General features: G+C 60.5%; 16 protein-coding genes. 6 read left to right on the forward strand and 10 right to left on the reverse strand.

Annotated elements, in window-relative coordinates; all coding sequences use genetic code 11:
* Positions 1 to 30: 30 nt before the first annotated feature.
* Together ACD590_RS16545 and ACD590_RS16550 are read left to right on the forward strand one after the other, a co-directional pair.
* The gene (locus tag ACD590_RS16545) at positions 31 to 1,212 is read left to right on the forward strand and encodes an ATP-binding protein (protein WP_439020932.1); all 1,182 of its coding nucleotides are present in this window, start codon (positions 31 to 33) and stop codon (positions 1,210 to 1,212) included.
* Positions 1,213 to 1,214: 2 nt separating this feature from the next.
* The gene (locus ACD590_RS16550; RefSeq protein ID WP_439020933.1) at positions 1,215 to 3,062 is read left to right on the forward strand and encodes a TniQ family protein; all 1,848 of its coding nucleotides are present in this window, start codon (positions 1,215 to 1,217) and stop codon (positions 3,060 to 3,062) included.
* Positions 3,063 to 3,504: 442 nt separating this feature from the next.
* On the opposite strand, the gene ACD590_RS16555 is transcribed toward ACD590_RS16550, so the two are convergent.
* Genes ACD590_RS16555 through ACD590_RS16565 form a run of 3 tightly spaced genes read right to left on the reverse strand, consistent with a single transcriptional unit; the run spans position 3,505 to position 7,064 of the window.
* Positions 3,505 to 3,945, reverse strand: a complete 441-nt coding sequence (locus tag ACD590_RS16555; protein WP_130759614.1) for a hypothetical protein — start codon at positions 3,943 to 3,945, stop codon at positions 3,505 to 3,507.
* A complete protein-coding gene (locus tag ACD590_RS16560; protein WP_439003053.1) occupies positions 3,942 to 5,270 on the reverse strand; it encodes a phosphatase PAP2/dual specificity phosphatase family protein in 1,329 nt (442 codons plus the stop codon). Before ACD590_RS16560 ends, ACD590_RS16555 begins: the two co-directional genes overlap by 4 nt.
* A 9-nt stretch (positions 5,271 to 5,279) precedes the next feature.
* Positions 5,280 to 7,064, reverse strand: coding sequence for a bifunctional alpha/beta hydrolase/class I SAM-dependent methyltransferase (locus tag ACD590_RS16565; protein ID WP_439003054.1), 1,785 nt, complete (start codon positions 7,062 to 7,064; stop codon positions 5,280 to 5,282).
* A gap of 202 nt (positions 7,065 to 7,266) precedes the next feature.
* On the opposite strand from ACD590_RS16565, the gene ACD590_RS16570 reads away from it, so the two are divergent.
* From ACD590_RS16570 to ACD590_RS16585, 4 genes are all read left to right on the forward strand, one after another.
* Positions 7,267 to 7,878 (forward strand): CDP-alcohol phosphatidyltransferase family protein, encoded by a 612-nt coding sequence (locus tag ACD590_RS16570; protein WP_439003055.1) that lies wholly within the window; start codon positions 7,267 to 7,269, stop codon positions 7,876 to 7,878.
* Between the two features lie 235 nt (positions 7,879 to 8,113).
* A complete protein-coding gene (locus ACD590_RS16575) occupies positions 8,114 to 9,271 on the forward strand; it encodes a PspA/IM30 family protein (protein ID WP_193443378.1) in 1,158 nt (385 codons plus the stop codon).
* Between the two features lie 5 nt (positions 9,272 to 9,276).
* Positions 9,277 to 9,924 (forward strand): OB-fold-containig protein, encoded by a 648-nt coding sequence (locus ACD590_RS16580; protein WP_113542396.1) that lies wholly within the window; start codon positions 9,277 to 9,279, stop codon positions 9,922 to 9,924.
* The gene (locus ACD590_RS16585) at positions 9,921 to 11,675 is read left to right on the forward strand and encodes a flotillin family protein (protein WP_439020935.1); all 1,755 of its coding nucleotides are present in this window, start codon (positions 9,921 to 9,923) and stop codon (positions 11,673 to 11,675) included. Before ACD590_RS16580 ends, ACD590_RS16585 begins: the two co-directional genes overlap by 4 nt.
* 135 nt (positions 11,676 to 11,810) lie before the next feature.
* Here the strand turns inward: ACD590_RS16585 and ACD590_RS16590 are convergent, their stop codons facing one another.
* The 7 genes from ACD590_RS16590 to ACD590_RS16620 form a co-directional block, all read right to left on the reverse strand.
* Positions 11,811 to 12,551, reverse strand: a complete 741-nt coding sequence (locus ACD590_RS16590) for a metallophosphoesterase family protein (protein WP_439003056.1) — start codon at positions 12,549 to 12,551, stop codon at positions 11,811 to 11,813.
* Positions 12,552 to 12,554: 3 nt separating this feature from the next.
* Positions 12,555 to 12,911, reverse strand: coding sequence for a hydroxyisourate hydrolase (gene uraH, locus ACD590_RS16595; protein WP_003541961.1), 357 nt, complete (start codon positions 12,909 to 12,911; stop codon positions 12,555 to 12,557).
* A complete protein-coding gene (locus ACD590_RS16600; RefSeq protein ID WP_032980743.1) occupies positions 12,908 to 13,408 on the reverse strand; it encodes an ureidoglycolate lyase in 501 nt (166 codons plus the stop codon). The genes uraH and ACD590_RS16600 overlap by 4 nt, the downstream gene beginning before the upstream one ends.
* Before the next feature lie 4 nt (positions 13,409 to 13,412).
* On the reverse strand, positions 13,413 to 13,775 hold the full coding sequence (locus ACD590_RS16605; RefSeq protein ID WP_439003057.1) for a HepT-like ribonuclease domain-containing protein: 363 nt from the start codon (positions 13,773 to 13,775) through the stop codon (positions 13,413 to 13,415).
* Positions 13,772 to 14,272: a 2-oxo-4-hydroxy-4-carboxy-5-ureidoimidazoline decarboxylase gene (uraD, locus tag ACD590_RS16610; protein WP_018446765.1), complete on the reverse strand. Its 501-nt coding sequence runs from the start codon at positions 14,270 to 14,272 to the stop codon at positions 13,772 to 13,774. The genes ACD590_RS16605 and uraD overlap by 4 nt, the downstream gene beginning before the upstream one ends.
* Positions 14,272 to 15,195: an allantoinase PuuE gene (gene puuE / locus ACD590_RS16615; protein WP_018446766.1), complete on the reverse strand. Its 924-nt coding sequence runs from the start codon at positions 15,193 to 15,195 to the stop codon at positions 14,272 to 14,274. Before puuE ends, uraD begins: the two co-directional genes overlap by 1 nt.
* 115 nt (positions 15,196 to 15,310) lie before the next feature.
* Positions 15,311 to 16,018: a DUF1045 domain-containing protein gene (locus tag ACD590_RS16620; RefSeq protein WP_128412314.1), complete on the reverse strand. Its 708-nt coding sequence runs from the start codon at positions 16,016 to 16,018 to the stop codon at positions 15,311 to 15,313.
* Positions 16,019 to 16,060: the final 42 nt, after the last annotated feature.

The following is a 16,060-nucleotide window of genomic DNA, read 5'->3' on the forward strand; positions in this document are numbered from 1 at the left end:
CAATCCTACCAACTCCACAGGAGCACCACCATGACTACGCAGTCCTCTAACAATACCGCACTTGCCTCTGTCTCCAACGACGGCCCGCTCGTCTCGCCCGCCATCGAGACCGGGACGCCCGTCATCGACGACGGCATGCCGCAGTTCCACGAAGCAGCCCTCGCCCTTCTCGCGACCCTGAGCCCCGAGAGACGGATGAGTGCCGAGCGCCGTGGCAAAAAGCAGGCACGGTACGTGACGATGCCCAAGGACGCATTGATCGCAAATGGCATTGATGAGCTTTGCGAAAATGCCGCGGCCGCAGCGTTCGGGGAGTCCGGCAAGCGGCGAGCGCTGTTCCTGATCGGCGAGTCCGACAGCGGAAAGACCCGCGCAATGGAATTCCACATTCCCAAGCGCAAGGAATTCTTGCCCTACCGACGTCCTTCGGGAGAACTGGTAACGCCCTTCGTCTCGTTCGAATGCCCACGCCCCATCACGTTGAAAGGGTTCGCTCGAAAGGCACTGGAGGCATGCGGCTACCCGAACGTCTCCCACAAGCTCACTGAGCAGGAATTGTTCGACCTTCTGAAGGCGACCATTCGGAATAACCGCATTCTTTTCATGCACATCGACGAGATGCAGCATGTGATGAAGGGGACGACGACGAACGAGATCCAGAACGTGTCGGACATCATCAAGAGTCTCCTGCAGATCCCCGGATGGCCCTTGCACATGATCCTTTCCGGCGTGCCGTCGCTCGGTCTTTTCCTTTCGCCCGAGGATGGCGACGCCCAGCTCCGGAATCGCAGCTTCGTAGTGGAACTCAAGCAGATGACCCGCCCGGATGCCGAGGCACTGCTTGCCCTCCAGCAGCACATGGTGAGGGACGAGGGCGTCTTGCTCGGCGAGACGGACTCGATCGACTTCGCGCACAGGCTGATCCACGCCTACCAGGGTGCGTGCGGAACCATCATCCAGGCCATCCAGGGAGCTACCGAGCGCGCTCAGACCGAGCATGAAAACGAGCCTGCCGGGACCGCATCAGGCCCCGCGGTGAAGATCAAGCACTATGCCGCCGACTATGCCTTTAAGTTCGGCTGCCGACCCTCCGCCAACGTGTTCTTGGTCAACGACTGGGAGAGGGTCGATCCTCGCCAGTCCCTGGCCCACGTTATCGCGAAGGCACCGCGCGAGACCAAGCCCTCAAGATCCAGGAAGAAGGAGGCCTGAACATGGCTCGTCTCGCACATGTGCCCATCCTTGCGAACACGGAACCTCTCCAGATGTTCGTATCCAGGCTTGTGGCGGCTAATGCCGCCCCAAGCATCCGCGACTTCCTTCGGCATATGAACTTCCGCCAGGATCACCATCTACTGCACCCCCGGACGCTCGACGGGCTTTCCGTTCTCACCGGCATCGACACGGAAACGCTCGCCTCGCGCAATCTTCACGTACGAGGCACCATCGTTGAATACGGCGACCGTGAGTTCAACGGGTGGCATCTGAACCTTAGCAACCCGCGTTTCTGCCCGCGCTGCATCGAGAGCGAGATCCGTAGCGGATACGGACGCTGGGAAGCTCGACCACACGTTCGCTGGGATTGGCTTCTGAGCTTCAACGAGATCTGCGTCAAACACGGCACTCCGATCTTCACGTCCTCTTTCCGATACCCCAAGAGCGACCGTTTCGACTTCGCGATGTACCTCCGCAAGAATAGGGCGGAGGTGGAGCGTGCCATTGCGACGTGCTCGGAGGCTCCGCCTCATGCATACGACCTGTATTTCGCGGAGAGCTTGGCTACCGGATCGGCCCCGTCCATGGAGTTCCTGCATGGGCTGCCGTACCCCATGGCGCAGAAGCTCTGCATCCTCGCTGGACGCACCGAACGATTGGCCAACGATCCCGACCTTAGGTTCACTGGCCGGGTCTCAGTGTCGCGCGACCTCCGTCTGAGCGGGTTTGAGCTGTTGGCGGACAGGCGCAAGCTCCGCGGATGTCTTTCGAAAGTGAACAAGGACTTCATCAGGCGCAACAAATTTTCGAAGGGGTACGCACTTTACGGAGAACTGCAGGGCTTTCTTACAAAGCACGTTGAAGTGCCTGCGCTGCGCCTACTGATCGATTTCGTGCGAGACTGCGCGATGTCGGAGGTACCGATCGGCCCCGAGGATCCGTTCATCGGCGGCGGCGGCACCCGCACATGGCATACCGCGCACACGGCAATGCGTGAAACAGGTATCGACAGCCGGACACTTCGTCGAATTCTCGAGCAGCATGGTGTTCTGAGCACGGCCGATCGTCGAAAATCGGACAACTATGTCATGTGCCGCGTCTCGCACGTCGAGGCAGCCGTAGCCGAGTACCAGGATGACATCGATATCGAAGCGATTACAAGACGGCTGGGCCTGACACTTCCGACAGTGCAGAAGATGGTCAAGGCAGGCTTGCTGACACAGAAGCCGAAGCCCTTGAAGAAGCAGAAACCGAAGTTCTCTCGGAAGGCTGTCGACGAGCTTATGGAAAAGCTGACCGGAGGTCTCGAAGTGCGTGACGAGTCGCCTGACCTGGTGCCGTTGGGAGTGGCTGCCCACAAGGCAGTCTGCTCAATAGTCGATATTTTGGGAGCGATCCTGCAGGACAAGGTGTCGAAAAGATACCTCTCCAAGGACCCCTCGCGTGCTGGCGTCGATCGGCTGCTGGTGGATGTGAAGCAGACAAGAGCCGCCTTCGCGCCGCCATCGCTCGGCGTGAAGTGCCACGAATTCCTGCGTGAACTCGGGCTGACATATGCGGTTGGCAAGCCGCTTTTCTATTCGGGTCTGTTCGAACTGAAGAAAGTCACCCAGAGCTTGAACGGCGTTCCCTACTACGTGGTTGAGCACGAAGCCTACGCTGCGTTTCGCCGTGAATACATCACCCTCTCGGAAGCGTCGGCTGGATGGATGCCGCATCGGAACTTGAAGGTCGCGCTGGAAAATGCAGGCGTTCACCCAGTGCGCGCGATCGGTCAGCGCAGAAACGGAACCCTCTATCGCCGCTCTGAAATCGAGAGCTACAAAGCGGAAACTCGCAAGTCATAATCAGGCAGAATTCTAGTCCAAACCAGGCCCCGGCATCTCAAGCCGGGGTTTTTTTGTGCCTATTCTCCGGAAATTTTCGGAATTCGTGTCGTATCTGACAGGACAGGAATGACATTTTATCGGGTATGATTTGAAAATTATATAATGTTTTCAATGGTATATTTTAAAACCCTGCCTTTTGTGAGCCGCCTGCTCATTGAGAAGCCAGCTTGGGAGAGTCACCAATCCCGGAATCGCCGTCGCGATTGCTGAGTCATTGAGCACACGATTCTGAAGAGCATGCTGTCCGGGCGTCCGTTTCTGGTATTCCACCTCGAACGCCAGATAACAGCAAAGAGGCTCAAGGAGAGAAATCGGCACTGGCTGAACGTCCCTGATGGCGTGGGCAAGACCTGCCAGACGCATGCCGGAGAGCACCCGCATCTATCGCCTGCCGTCGTATTCAGCAGAGCGGCTGCCCATCGATCGCATCGAGCAGAAGGATCGCGAAAATCACGAGAGAGACGGCGAGCGCAAAACGCTGCCGCCAGACGATGCGGCGCGATCCGGCAATCCGCCTCTCGAGGTCAGGCGGTATCCCGTCAGGCTTGCGAAGCTGCATTCGGGACAACAGGTCGTCGACGGCGGCAAGACCGGCCGTCTCGGTCTCGTGGCTCGCCGCGAGCCGAAACAACAGCGCATCGAAGAGGAGATGGATCGCCAGCGCAAGAACAATCACGCAGAAAACGAGCATCAAAAGCCAGCCGAGCGGTGGAGCGAGGCCTCGATATCCCACGGTGACCGGGCCGACAATCAGTGGCAACAGCGCTGTCAGCCCGCAGAAGATTGAATTGCGGCCGAGATTTCGCGCAGCCGCCGAGGCCGTGGTATTCCACTGCGTCATTGCACGCCCTCCGCTATGGCATGGATACTTTCCGCCGGCAGATGAACGCGCCACCCCGCCCGTTCGATCAGCCGCAGTGCTTCGGCTGGATTTTCGCAACGTCGGCTGATGAGCAGCCAGCCCACGATGACGCAGGCGCTCCGCTGGAAACCTAGCGCACAGCAGACGAGGACCGGTCCCTGCTGGCGCGCATCCTCGACGAGGTTCGCTGCGGCGAGCGTCTGGATCTTGTCGAGGGCTGTAAGATCAAGGGTGGGAAAGCTGCACCAGCGCGCGCGTGTCCCGCCGGGGCGCAGAAGTTCGCCGGTAATGTCGATCACCGTGGCAAAACGGTCGGCCTCGTGGCGACGCGGAAAACGACCGAGATGGACGCCGTCAGCGATCACAACAGAAGCCGGCATTCTCCGGGTCCAGAGCCGAATGTTGATGAGAGCGCCGAGCCGGTAGGGTGCCAATAGCCAGCGGCTGGCAAGCGTGGCCCGGCCATCGATGCGTTTCTGGAATATCTGCGGGCCGGCGCCGAAATATCCGACTGCGACGATCGCCAGCGCAACAGCCGGCCAGAGCAACAGAAGCGCTGCGGCCGATAGAGGCGTGCAGAGCGCTCCAAGGCCGAGAAATGCGACGGCACCGCACAGATAATAGATGCCGAGACGGCGCGACTTTGGATCGCCGCTCATCGTAAAGTTCGCGAGAGGCGACCCGGCATCGCGCGGAAAAAGCCAGACGGCAGACAGACCGAGCAGCATGCCGGTCGGTATGTCGATGACGTGATGCTGCCACGTGGTCAACACGGAGACACCGATCAGGAGGCACCAAAGGTGCCAAAGAAGCCGTGCCTTCCGCGGCAACCGGCCGCGCAGATGATCCCAGATCACCACCAGGAGTGCGATATGCAGCGACGGCGCCTGGTTGAACGGCTTATCGAAGCCGCCGAGGACGGCGAACATGAAACCGGGCAGGCCGCTCGTTGCCGGCCGCACGAAAGTCGCTTCGAGCGGAAACGCGACGAAGCAGGCGACGGCTACTATCTGGATCGTCAGATAACGTCGCGCGAGCATATCCACGTCGCGCGGCGTCGTGTTGATGAACAGGCAGAGTGCATAGAACAGATTGATCGACCAATATGGAATAATAGTCCATCCAAGGAACGGAATGGCGCTTTCCCATGCGAAGGCGACGTTCGGCACATGAGCGCGTTGCGATGCCAGCCAATTGGCGCCGCCATAGCTCAGATAGAAGAACGGTCCCAGGAAGACGAGCCAGAGCGCCGCCCGCTTCGGGACCGGTGCTGCCGCGGAAAAAGTAGAACGTGCCCTCTCCACGCTTTGCCCTCAGACTCTCTCGGCCAGCGAGACAGTGAAAATGCCCCATTGATCGATGCGCTGTTCGATCTTGCGGAAACCGGCTGCGGCGACCAGTTGGTCCATTTCCTCTTGCGTCCGCCGTCGCATCACCCACGCCTCGCCGCCGCGGTGGGAGGTCAGTGCGCGGGCGATCATCTCCAGTTGTGGATGCCATGGCTGGTTGGTGTAGACAAGCAGACCACCGGGCAGCATCGCGCGGGCGATCCCGTTGAGCGACGCGGCGATCATCGCATTGTCGGAAAACAGCTCGTAAAGGCCGGAGACGATCGCGAGATCCGGAGCCGGCGTGATTGCAGCCAGCCCCTCGCAGTCAAAGGCATCCTGCTGGCGGAAGCTGACGAAATCACTCAGTCCACGCGCCGCAATGCTCTTGCGGCCGGCATCGACGTTGATGGAGGAATAGTCCTGCAACCGCGCACTATCGGGACGCACGGCAGCTGTCTCGATCGCATCAAGGACATAACGGCCGTGCCCGGCCGCTATGTCGAGCATGTGGGTATTGCGGCCGACTGCTTTCAGGCGCTGCAGCGCGCGGTCGATCAGTTCCTGCAAGTGTAGCTTGCGCTGCCTGATGCCGCGCCAGCCGATCGCATCGAGGAACACCTTGTCGATCAATCGCCCGCCGGGACCGAGCCCGCGCGGCTTGTTCTCGTAGACGTAATCGAGGGTCGAGCCGGAATCAAAACCGGTCTTGACCCCTGTCTTTATGCCTTCAGACACCAAAGCACCGATCTTGATGTTGAGGCGGCTGAGCGCCCAGTAGATGCCACGTGGGGATGTGGCGCCCAGCGGGCTCGCGAGCCGGTCGGCCTCGTCCTTTGTATAGCCCTGGATATGGGCGGTGCAAAGGTTGGCAGGCGCCCGGGGCTCGGCGAAACGCGCGTCTATAAAACGGCGGACTTCGGCCAGGGCAATCGCGCGCTCCTTTTCGCCAAGCGTGTCATGGTAGAAGCCGGCAAGCACATGCCGTTCCTTGATCCGGCTGCCGAGATTTTCGTAAAACCGGTGCTGCGGCGCGTGTCGCACCACCCAGTCGCTGCCGGAGATCAGCAATTGGGTCGGGACGGTGATGGCGCGGGCGTCGCCGACAACGCGGGCTGCCGCCTCATAGAGCTGCAACAGGATGTTGGAGGCAATTGGCCTAGATATCAATGGGTCGGATTCGTACGAGGCGATGCGCTCGGGGTCATGCGTCAGGAACCTCGCCTTGACATAGGAATTGACGAAGAATGTCCCCTTAACCTTTTCCCAGAGTGCAATGCCTTCTTTGGCGAAAGGCACGTAGAGCTTGACGCTGAAGGCCGGTGAGGCAAGCACGAGCGCACGGATCGGCGGCGCATAGTCGTGCACCCAGGTGGCGGCGAGGACCGCGCCGACGCTCTGCGCAATGACGGCGATGTCTTCGACAGCAGTACCGCTTGTCTCGCTGACATGGCGGACGAAACAATCGAGATCATGCGCCGAGGCAGCAAAGGATGGCGAATAGCCGCGCTCTCCCGGCGAGCGTCCATGGCCGCGTGCGTCCCAGGCGTAGAAGGAAAAATCATCGAGGCCGAGCTCGGTGGCAAGGTGGGTGACGCGGCCGCTATGCTCGTGGCCGCGATGGAGAAGAATGATTACGCCCTTCGGGGCAGCGCCCGTCGAAGGCCACGCCCGATAAAAGAGTCGAGTGCCATCATGCGATGCGAATTCGGATTCATGCATTGGTCTGGCCGTCGAGGACGGTTGCCCACTATCGGCAGTTTGCAGCACGGTCTTCTCCAATTCTGATTGGTGGGTGGGTTACAACCATTGGCGGGAACAGTGATTTGCCTGCATTGCAAAAGTCTAGTTGCAAATGTAAGTCCTTTACGAGAACCGATATGAAGTGTGGCTTTCCTCCTAAGTAAGATGATCTGCACCCGCGAGAGGCGGGGATAGACTATTTCGATGCACGAAATTCCAATGAGGTAGCATGTCTGTCTATCAATTGAAGTCCCGATTTCAGAATATTCTTCGCCCTCTGGTGCGTTCCCTCGCGGCGCGAGGCGTCACCGCCAATCAGGTGACTTCAGTTGCCGCCGCCGTCTCGGTTGCATTGGGCTTTTTTCTGAGCGTCGCCCCGCTTCCGCATTGGTTCCTGCTGGTGCCTGTATGGTTTCTCCTGCGCATGGGTCTCAACGCCATCGACGGCATGCTCGCGCGCGAACATGGGCAGAAGAGCATTTTAGGCGCGTATCTGAACGAGATCGGTGATGTCGTGTCGGATGTCGCCCTGTATTTGCCGTTTGCGCTCATCGATCCGAACGGCTTTGTGCCGGCGATGGCGGTCATATTCCTCTCGGCGCTGACGGAATTTACCGGCGTTCTGGGTCAAACGGTCGGGGCAAGCCGGCGTTACGACGGGCCGCTGGGCAAGAGCGACCGCGCGGTCCTTTTCGGCGCGCTCGGCATCTTTGTCGCGGTTGGTGGTACATTTGCAGCATGGACTTCGTGGATCTGGGCGGTGGTGGCTCTACTTCTCATATGGACCACCATCAACCGTATCAGCGCCGGTATTCGCGAGGCGCATACGGTCGCCCGATAGGGAACGGAGCCGATCTGCTGCCGGTTCTTTTATCGGCACATGTGATCCGGAATTGTGTCGAGGCTTTTGCTGCCGGTCACGCGTTGGGCTTCAAGAGTCCGTGACTCTTTTCACAAGGCTGCTCACTGCCGCCAGCTCGCGACATCTCTCGATAATGGACACTGCCTCAGTCCTTCTAACCGCACGTTAAGCCTAGGTTGTATTTTCATCGCCACCCCTTGAAAGCACAAAAGCGGTGCTTTATGTTTTACCTATGGTTATCACAGGTAAGACACCACATCCATCGCTGCTGCGCTACACGCTGGCGCCTGACGACAGTGCCCGGCAGGCGCTGGACGATACCATTGCCGCCTATCTCAGGATGATCGAAATCCTGACTGGCCTCGTCTCCGACAGGACGGGCGCCAATCTCGTCGTGCTGCATGACCTTGCCTATGAAACCGTCCGCGAGCAGACGGGCTTGCCGGCAAGGCTGGTCACGCTCGGCCTTCGCGATTTCGCCGCCAATCGCGGCGTCACCGCCGATCCGCCGCATCTGCCGCTCGATGACAAGCTCTTCGCCATCAAAGGCCCCTCGGACCTGACGATCGCCACGGTGCACGGACGTGTTGCCGTGCCCTTCGATGTCGCGGGTTATTCCAGGGGATGGGAGAGTATTTTTCCGGCCTACCTCGTTGCAGGCCAGAATCGCTACGAGATTCACATCGGCGTTACGCCGAATTCCGCTCGGATGGAGGAAAACATGACGAACGAAGGCATTCTCTCACGCATGGGCCGTCTGATCGCGGGCATCGCGAATGCGGCGATCGACAAGGCCGAAGGCGTAAACAAGATCGCCGTCATCGAACAGGCGATCCGCGAGATCGATGCAGCGGCGGATGAGGCCCGCACCGATCTCGGCAAGGCGCGCGCGGAGGAATACCGCATCCAGAGCCGCAAGGACGAAATCGTCGACGACCTGAACGCGCTCGACCAAAAGATCCGCATCGCCGTCTCGTCAGAGCGGGATGACCTGGCAAAGGCCGGCGTTGCTCGCCAGATCGATCTCGAATCCCAGATCGCAGCGCTCGACAAGGCGCTGGCCGATGCCAGGGAACAGGTGGACGAAGGCCAGAAAGCCTTGCAGGCCGTCCTCGCCACGCGCCGCGAGGCGGACGCCCGCCTTGCCGATTTCAAGCGCAGCATCGCCCGGCATCCCGAACACGCCGCGACCGGCCACAGCCAGCCCGCACCGGGTGCAGATGCTGCCCGCGCTGCCGCGGCAGTCTCCCGGCTGACCGGGGTTCCTACTGGCGAGCATGCCCATAGTTCCGAATTGGACGAACTCGACCGGTTGCATCGCGAACAGGCGATCGAGGCGCGCCTCGCACGCTTCAAGGCGGATAACCGGTAACGCCGATGGCCCTTCTCTTCGCTCCCGAATGTGCTCCCTTTGCCATCGCCGCCGCCGTGCTTGCAGGTCTGACCGCGATCGAGATGCTTGCGATGGTCATGGGTTTTTCGATGACGGAATTTCTGGGAAAGCCGGAGGTTCATGGCCATGACGGCATCCTGGCATACCTGTCCTGGCTCAATCTCGGCGGTGTTCCCCTGCTGATTCTTCTGATGATGACTCTCGGCTTCTTCGCGATGACGGGGTTTGCCTTGCAGGCCGTCGCCAGCGCCTTCTGGGCGCCGCTGCCGAGCTTCATCGCCGTCATACCTGCCGCGCTCGCAACCATCCCTATGGTCAGGGCATCGAGCAGAACTGTGGCGCGGCTCGTACCGCACGACGAAACCTATGCCGTCGATCTCGACGCCTTCCTCGGCCGGACCGCCGAGGTGTCGATCGGCCCGCTCGATCAGGGACTGCCGGGCCGCGTCCGTGTCAAGGATCAGCACGGAAACTGGCATGTGCTTCGAGCCCGAGCCGCCAAGGGCGAGGGTCCGCTTGGGATCGGCGCTTCGGTTCTTCTCGTCGATCACAAGGCCAATGTGTTTATCGCCATTCCCGCGCCGGTCGACCCCACCGATGCGAACAATCAATCTTTCAGGGAGCAGCAATGATGTACGACGTTATTCTACCAGCCGGCATTGGGATTGTTCTGATCTTCGGCATCGGTTTTGTCCTCGCCTCTCTTTACGCGCGCTCCAGCCGCGATGAGGCCTATGTGCGCACCGGTCTCGGCGGCCAGAAGGTCGTGCTCGACGGCGGTTCGGTCGTCCTTCCGATCTTCCATTCGACCGCGCGGGTCAACCTGAAGACGCTGCGGCTCGAGGTTCGCCGCGGCGAAGGCGATGCACTGATCACCAAAGACCGCATGCGCGTCGATATCGGCGCCGAGTTCTATGTGCGCGTCAAACCCGATGCCTCCTCGATTGCGCTTGCAGCTCAGACACTCGGCAATCGCACCAATGACGCCGAGGCCCTCCGCATCCTGATCGAGGCGAAATTCGTCGACGGTCTTCGCTCGGTGGCCGCGACGATGAATCTCGACGCGCTGCAGGAACAGCGCATGGATTTCGTCAAGGCCGTGCAGGAAGCTGTCGGCGCCGATCTCCAGTCGAACGGCCTCGAACTCGAATCCGTGTCGCTGACACGCCTCGACCAAACCGATATCAAGCATTTCAACGCCAACAACTTCTTCGACGCGCAGGGCCTGGCGGCATTGACCCGCATCACCGAGGGACGCAAGAAGGAGCGGAACGAGATCGTTCGCGACACCGAAGTCGCCATCGCCCAGAAGGATCTCGAGGCCCGCCAGCAATCGCTGACCATCGAGCGGACGAAGCGAGAGGCCGAACTCAGCCAGGAAAGAGACATCGCCAACAAATCCGCGGCGACACGCGCCGAAACCGCGCAGCAGGAGCAGGCCGCAAAACGCGCCGAGGAGGAAGCCCGCATCGCCTCCGAACAGGCGATCGCCGAACGCGAGGCATCCGCCAAGCAGGCTCGCGAAAGCGCCAACATCGACGCCGCCCGCGCCGTCCAGCAACGCGAAACCGAAGCCAAGCGTGACCTCCAGATCGTGGCGCAGGAAAGCGCGATCGCCGTTGCCAACAAAAGCCGTGAAGAATCCGAAGCGAAGGCGGCTGCGGAAACGGCCCGCGCGCTGGCGATAGCGGCAGAGGAAAAAGTCGGCACAGCCAAGGCGATCGAGATTGCCGAACGCGAAAAGCAGATTGCCGTGATTGATGCGCGCAAGAAAGCCGAGACGGAAGCAACCGCCGTCACCGTCGGCGCGGAGGCCGAAAAGCAGGCAGCAAGCGACCAGGCCGAGGCCATCAAGACGCTCGCAACCGCCGAGGCGGATGCGGCGATCATCAAGGCCAAGGGCATTCTCGAAACCGGCAAGGCCGCGGCCGAGAGCGAAGCATTGCTCAACGACGCTCGCAACAAGCTGAGCTCTGCTATCATCGAGTTCGAGATCACCCGCGAACGTATCCGCATCATTCCGCAGGCGCTCGCCGAGGCGGTCAAGCCGATCGAGAAGATCTCCGATATCAGGATATTCGATACCGGCGGCATGCTCGGCCGCGGAAACGGAGCGGCCGGCGGAAACGGCATCGGGCTCGGCGAAGGGCTGGCCAGCCAGCTCCTCTCCTATCAGGCGAATAAACCGATCCTCGACAAATTGCTGAAGGAAGCCGGCTTCGACGGCGACGATGCCATCTCATCACTTCTTGGAAATCTCGATGGCGCAAAACCGGCAAGACCGGCAACCGCCGCAGCCCCGGCAAAGCCGGCCACACCGGCCCCAGCCCCGACACAAACGATCATCCCTCCGGCCCCGAAGCCGGCACCAAAGAAGGACTGATCACCGCGCAAGCGGGTCTGGACTAGAACAGGATGATTTTAGGCCGGTTCGGCCTAAAATCTGAATCCTGTTCTAAATTAAATAGTTAGAGCGTGATGTTGCCCGAAAACCGCACACACTTTTCGGCATCATGCTCTATCTCACCCAACCCGTTGCCAGCGCGCCTGCCCAGTCGGCACGGCCCCTTTCGGCGGCCAGTACTGACATCGCCATATGGTCATAGGCGACGGTTCGGAACTGCCATATCCATCCGGCCGCCGTCTTTTCCAGAATGGCGTAGCTCGCCAGCGGGTGGCCGACTTCCACCTTGTGGTAATAGGGCAGTTCGTCGTCATAGGCCGCGCAGCCGACGCTGCCGGGGTTGACGATGAGACGGCCGTCGGAAAGCCTGATAGCGCGGGGGATGTGGCTATGGCCGCAAAGGATCAGCGGCAGGTCGATGCCGTCGGCCAGCGCCTCGATTGCCTCGATCGGCTTCAGGAAGACGAAACCCTCCGGCGAAACGGATTCCAGCCAGTAGAGATTGTCGTCCTTCGGCGTCGCATGGCAGAGATAGACCTCATCGCGATAGACGGTATCGAATGGAAGACTACGGATCCAATCGAGATGGGCTGGCGACAATTGGTGATAAGCGGCGGCATCCGAAACATGCAGCGCCGCCGGATCCTGTTCGATCAGGTAGCGGTCGTGATTGCCGCGGATCGAGGTCAGGCCGAGCGGCATCAGCAAGTCCGCCGTCTTGCCGGCTTCGAGCGGGCCGCTAAAGAAATCACCGAGATTGACGATCTCATCGATCCCCTGCGCACGAATATCCGCAAGCACTGCCTCGAGCGCCAGATGGTTTCCGTGGATATCGGCAATTGCCGCAAACCGCATGTTTTAGCTCCCTCGATAGGTAGAATAGCCATAGGGCGAAATCAGCAGCGGCACATGGTAATGCGCCGTGACGTCGGCAATGCCGAAGCGGATCGGCACGAGATCGAGGAAGGCCGGATGCGGCAGAGGCGTGCCGCTGGCCCTCAGATAATCGCCGGCGTGGAAGACCAACTCATAGGTACCGGCTCGAAAATTTTCGCCAATGAGGATAGGGCCGCCATCAACCCGGCCGTCGGCATTGGTCTCGACCGTCTTCAGATGCCTGCGAATCTCGCCGTCGAGCTGAAAAAGATCGATCCTCAGGCCCTCGGCCGGCTTGCCGAGGGCGGTGTCGAGAACATGCGTGGTCAGTCCGGTCATGGGGCTGGCTCTTTGATGATAAAAGGGGCTTCGAAGAAGAATTCTTCAAGATTGTTGCCTGGCCCGTCGCGGTCGACGACCAGGAAGTCTGAGGCTTGGTCGAGCGCCATCAGCGGATGATGCCAGACATTGCGGCGGTAGTTTACGCCCTGGTCGCCGCGCGCCAGAAACACCTGCGGCCTGCCCGGGCGGCCGTTCTCGTCCTCGGAGACGACGACGAGAAAAGGACGGCCCGAGACCGGCGAGAAACTCTGGCTGCCGAGGGGGTGGCGCTCCATCATCCCGACGTCATAGGGGAAGCTGCGCGGCTGTCCGCGAAAGAGGTTGATGATGACGCCTGCGCCCTCGCCCGTCGCATCAGCGGTGGCCAGCGCATGAAAACGCTCCGTCGTGCCGCCATTGATGAACCGCATCGAGGCCGGATCGGCCTCAATCACCTCGCCGAAGGGAGCGAAGGCGGATTTGGTGAGCGGGCGGATCTCGAGAAATTCGGACATGGCTTCATTCGCCTTGGGCATGCCAGTAACGGACAGCATCGATCGCGGAAAGAAGCTCCGGCAGCGTGCGATAGGTCGCCTCCCATATGTTCGACGGACTGAGATCGAAGACTTCCTCGAGGATACGGTTACCCATGCCACAGATTCTCGTCCATGGCAGATCGGGATGCTCAGTCGCAAATTCCGGATGGTTGACGAGCAGTCGGGACGCCGCCGCACCGATGGTGAAGTGGCAGAAGGCAACAGCCTTGAAGGTGAGCTTGTCCCCGACGAACGCCGCCTCATCCATTCCGCCGACGAAAGACAGCGCTTCGGATGCCGCCTCATACATTTCATTGAGATAGTCGATGGCGCGCCGCTCTTTCATTCAGCCTCCGGCAGCATCGATGTCAGCCGCAGCAGCGCGATCCGTTCGACCTGCGCCGTCGCGGTCACAAATTCCTCATGCCGATCATTGCCGATCCGTGTTTCGAACGCCGACAGGATATCGTCCTTGCCAAGCCCCTTGACGGCGATGATGAAGGGAAAGCCGAATTTTCCGACATAGGTCGAATTGAGTTCGGTGAAGCGGGCATGCTCGGCTGGGCTCAAGCGATCGAGACCGGCGCCGGCCTGCTCCTTCCGGCTGTCCTCGGTCAGTTCGCCTGATATCGCGAGGCGCCCGGCAAGGTCTGGATGGGCACGCAGCACGTCGAGACGTTCCTGTGGGCTTGCCGCCCGGAACGCGGCGGTTAGCGTCGCATGCACGCCGGCCGCCGTCAGCGGCTCCGTCACGGGGCCGGCGTCATAGGCGCGCTCGGCGATGAAAGGCGAATGTTCAAAGACGCCGCCGAAGCGGGAGACGAAATCCTCGCGCGACACCATCAAAGCGCTTCCGGCTGATGGTGCTTGTGCCAGTGCTCGGCAATCTCGATGCGGCGTGGAATCCAGACATTGTCGTGCTTCAGCACATATTCGATGAAGCGCTTCAGCGCCGCTGCCCGGCCGGGACGTCCGACGAGGCGGCAATGCAGGCCGACTGACATCATCTTCGGGCTGCCCGCCTTGCCTTCCTCATAAAGCGTATCAAAGGCATCCTTCAGATAGGTGAAGAACTGATCGCCGGCATTAAAGCCCTGCGGCGTCGCAAATCGCATATCATTGGTTTCAAGCGTATACGGAATGATCAGGAAGGGTTTCCCGTCGACGCCCTTCACCCAGTAAGGCAGGTCGTCGGCGTAGGAATCGGAGGAATAAAGGAAACCGCCCTCCTCCTGCACCAGCCGAAGCGTATTGTCGGAAGGCTTGCCCTGATACATGCCGTAGGGCCGCTCGCCGGTGAGTTCGGTGTGCAGTCGCACGGCTTCGAGGATATGCTTGCGCTCCAGATCTTCTGGAAAATCCTTATATTCCAGCCAGCGGTAGCCGTGGCTGGCGATCTCCCAGCCTGCCTCCTTCATCGCAGCGACGGCCTCGGGGTTGCGGGCCATCGCCAGCGTCACGCCGTAAACGGTCGCCTGCACCTTGAGATCGGTGAACATGCGCCAGAGCCGCCAGAAGCCGGCACGCGAACCATATTCATAGATCGATTCCATGTTGAGGTTACGCTGCCCTGGCCAGGCGGCCGCGCCGACGATCTCCGACAGCAGGTTTTCCGAAGCCGGATCGCCGTCGAGGATCGAGCTTTCGCCGCCCTCCTCGTAGTTGATGACGAACTGCACGGCGACGCGTGCCTCGTCCGGCCACTTCGGATCAGGCGTCAGACGCCCGTAACCAACGAGATTGCGCGGATAAGTCTCGGATACCATCAAATCACCTTCTGAAAAGACGGGGAACGGTAGCATCCGCAGCCGGAATGTCGAGACGGAAACTGCTCGGCCGGATTTTGCCTTTACGGCACAAGCCTTTAGCTCATCAGCAGATTCAAGCGATTTTGCGCGCGCTGACCTTGCCCATTGGATGCAACGAATGAACGCGGAAAGGACCGCCCGTGCCCTCCTCGATCATCAGCGCCACGTTCGAAACCGTGACAGGCTCGCTCAGGACAGGCTCGAAGATCGTCCGCAACACCGGCTCGATGCGCGGCATGTCGATCGCGTTGACGGGACCCGTTACCGGCATATGAAAGCGGAACTCCTCCATCACGTAAGGGTTACCCCAGCGATGCAGATTGGCAAATTGCGTCGCCGATAGCCCGTCTGGATCGCTGCGTTCGATCTCAGCCTCGCTGAGCGGCGCGCGGAAACGATCGAATTCCTGCACGATCGCCGAAGCGAGATACTGGATCTGCTCGCAGGGAGTGCTCGGCAGCAGGCTGTAGAAATTGCCGAGCCGGGCGACTTCGATACGCGGAATCTGGAAGGGAACAAAGGTCCCGGAAAAACGCATAAGATCGCGCAGGAGTTGCGATTCGGGCATGTCGCGGGACAAGTGGAACGGCGCCTTCAAAACGCCGTGAAATCCGTAGCGCCGCGGCACGGCAGTATGGAAGGCGATCTCGTGAATGCCGAGGCCACGGACTGCAGGAGGCTCCATCATATCGCCCGAAAACACGTTTCGGCCAAGCCAGTTGGCGGCCACGAGCGACAGCGGGTCGCTCGCCGGAGGCGTGAAGCAAATGGCATAGCGCATGCAATTTCCTCCATCAAGGAAGTAAGCGCCGGTGAGATCCGG

Origin of the sequence: Rhizobium sp. 862_C5_N1_2 (assembly GCF_051811205.1) — a bacterium.
GTDB classification, from domain to species: domain Bacteria; phylum Pseudomonadota; class Alphaproteobacteria; order Rhizobiales; family Rhizobiaceae; genus Rhizobium; species Rhizobium leguminosarum.

What these genes read in the sequence shown, in the direction of transcription:
- ACD590_RS16545 (WP_439020932.1), top strand. Translation starts at nt 31, where the DNA reads ATGACTACGCAGTCCTCTAACAATACCGCACTTGCCTCTGTCTCCAAC.
- ACD590_RS16550 (WP_439020933.1), top strand. Translation starts at nt 1,215, where the DNA reads ATGGCTCGTCTCGCACATGTGCCCATCCTTGCGAACACGGAACCTCTC.
- ACD590_RS16555 (WP_130759614.1), bottom strand. Translation starts at nt 3,945, where the DNA reads ATGACGCAGTGGAATACCACGGCCTCGGCGGCTGCGCGAAATCTCGGC.
- ACD590_RS16570 (WP_439003055.1), top strand. Translation starts at nt 7,267, where the DNA reads ATGTCTGTCTATCAATTGAAGTCCCGATTTCAGAATATTCTTCGCCCT.
- ACD590_RS16580 (WP_113542396.1), top strand. Translation starts at nt 9,277, where the DNA reads ATGGCCCTTCTCTTCGCTCCCGAATGTGCTCCCTTTGCCATCGCCGCC.
- ACD590_RS16585 (WP_439020935.1), top strand. Translation starts at nt 9,921, where the DNA reads ATGATGTACGACGTTATTCTACCAGCCGGCATTGGGATTGTTCTGATC.
- ACD590_RS16590 (WP_439003056.1), bottom strand. Translation starts at nt 12,551, where the DNA reads ATGCGGTTTGCGGCAATTGCCGATATCCACGGAAACCATCTGGCGCTC.
- uraH (WP_003541961.1), bottom strand. Translation starts at nt 12,911, where the DNA reads ATGACCGGACTGACCACGCATGTTCTCGACACCGCCCTCGGCAAGCCG.
- ACD590_RS16600 (WP_032980743.1), bottom strand. Translation starts at nt 13,408, where the DNA reads ATGTCCGAATTTCTCGAGATCCGCCCGCTCACCAAATCCGCCTTCGCT.
- ACD590_RS16605 (WP_439003057.1), bottom strand. Translation starts at nt 13,775, where the DNA reads ATGAAAGAGCGGCGCGCCATCGACTATCTCAATGAAATGTATGAGGCG.
- uraD (WP_018446765.1), bottom strand. Translation starts at nt 14,272, where the DNA reads ATGGTGTCGCGCGAGGATTTCGTCTCCCGCTTCGGCGGCGTCTTTGAA.
- puuE (WP_018446766.1), bottom strand. Translation starts at nt 15,195, where the DNA reads ATGGTATCCGAGACTTATCCGCGCAATCTCGTTGGTTACGGGCGTCTG.
- ACD590_RS16620 (WP_128412314.1), bottom strand. Translation starts at nt 16,018, where the DNA reads ATGCGCTATGCCATTTGCTTCACGCCTCCGGCGAGCGACCCGCTGTCG.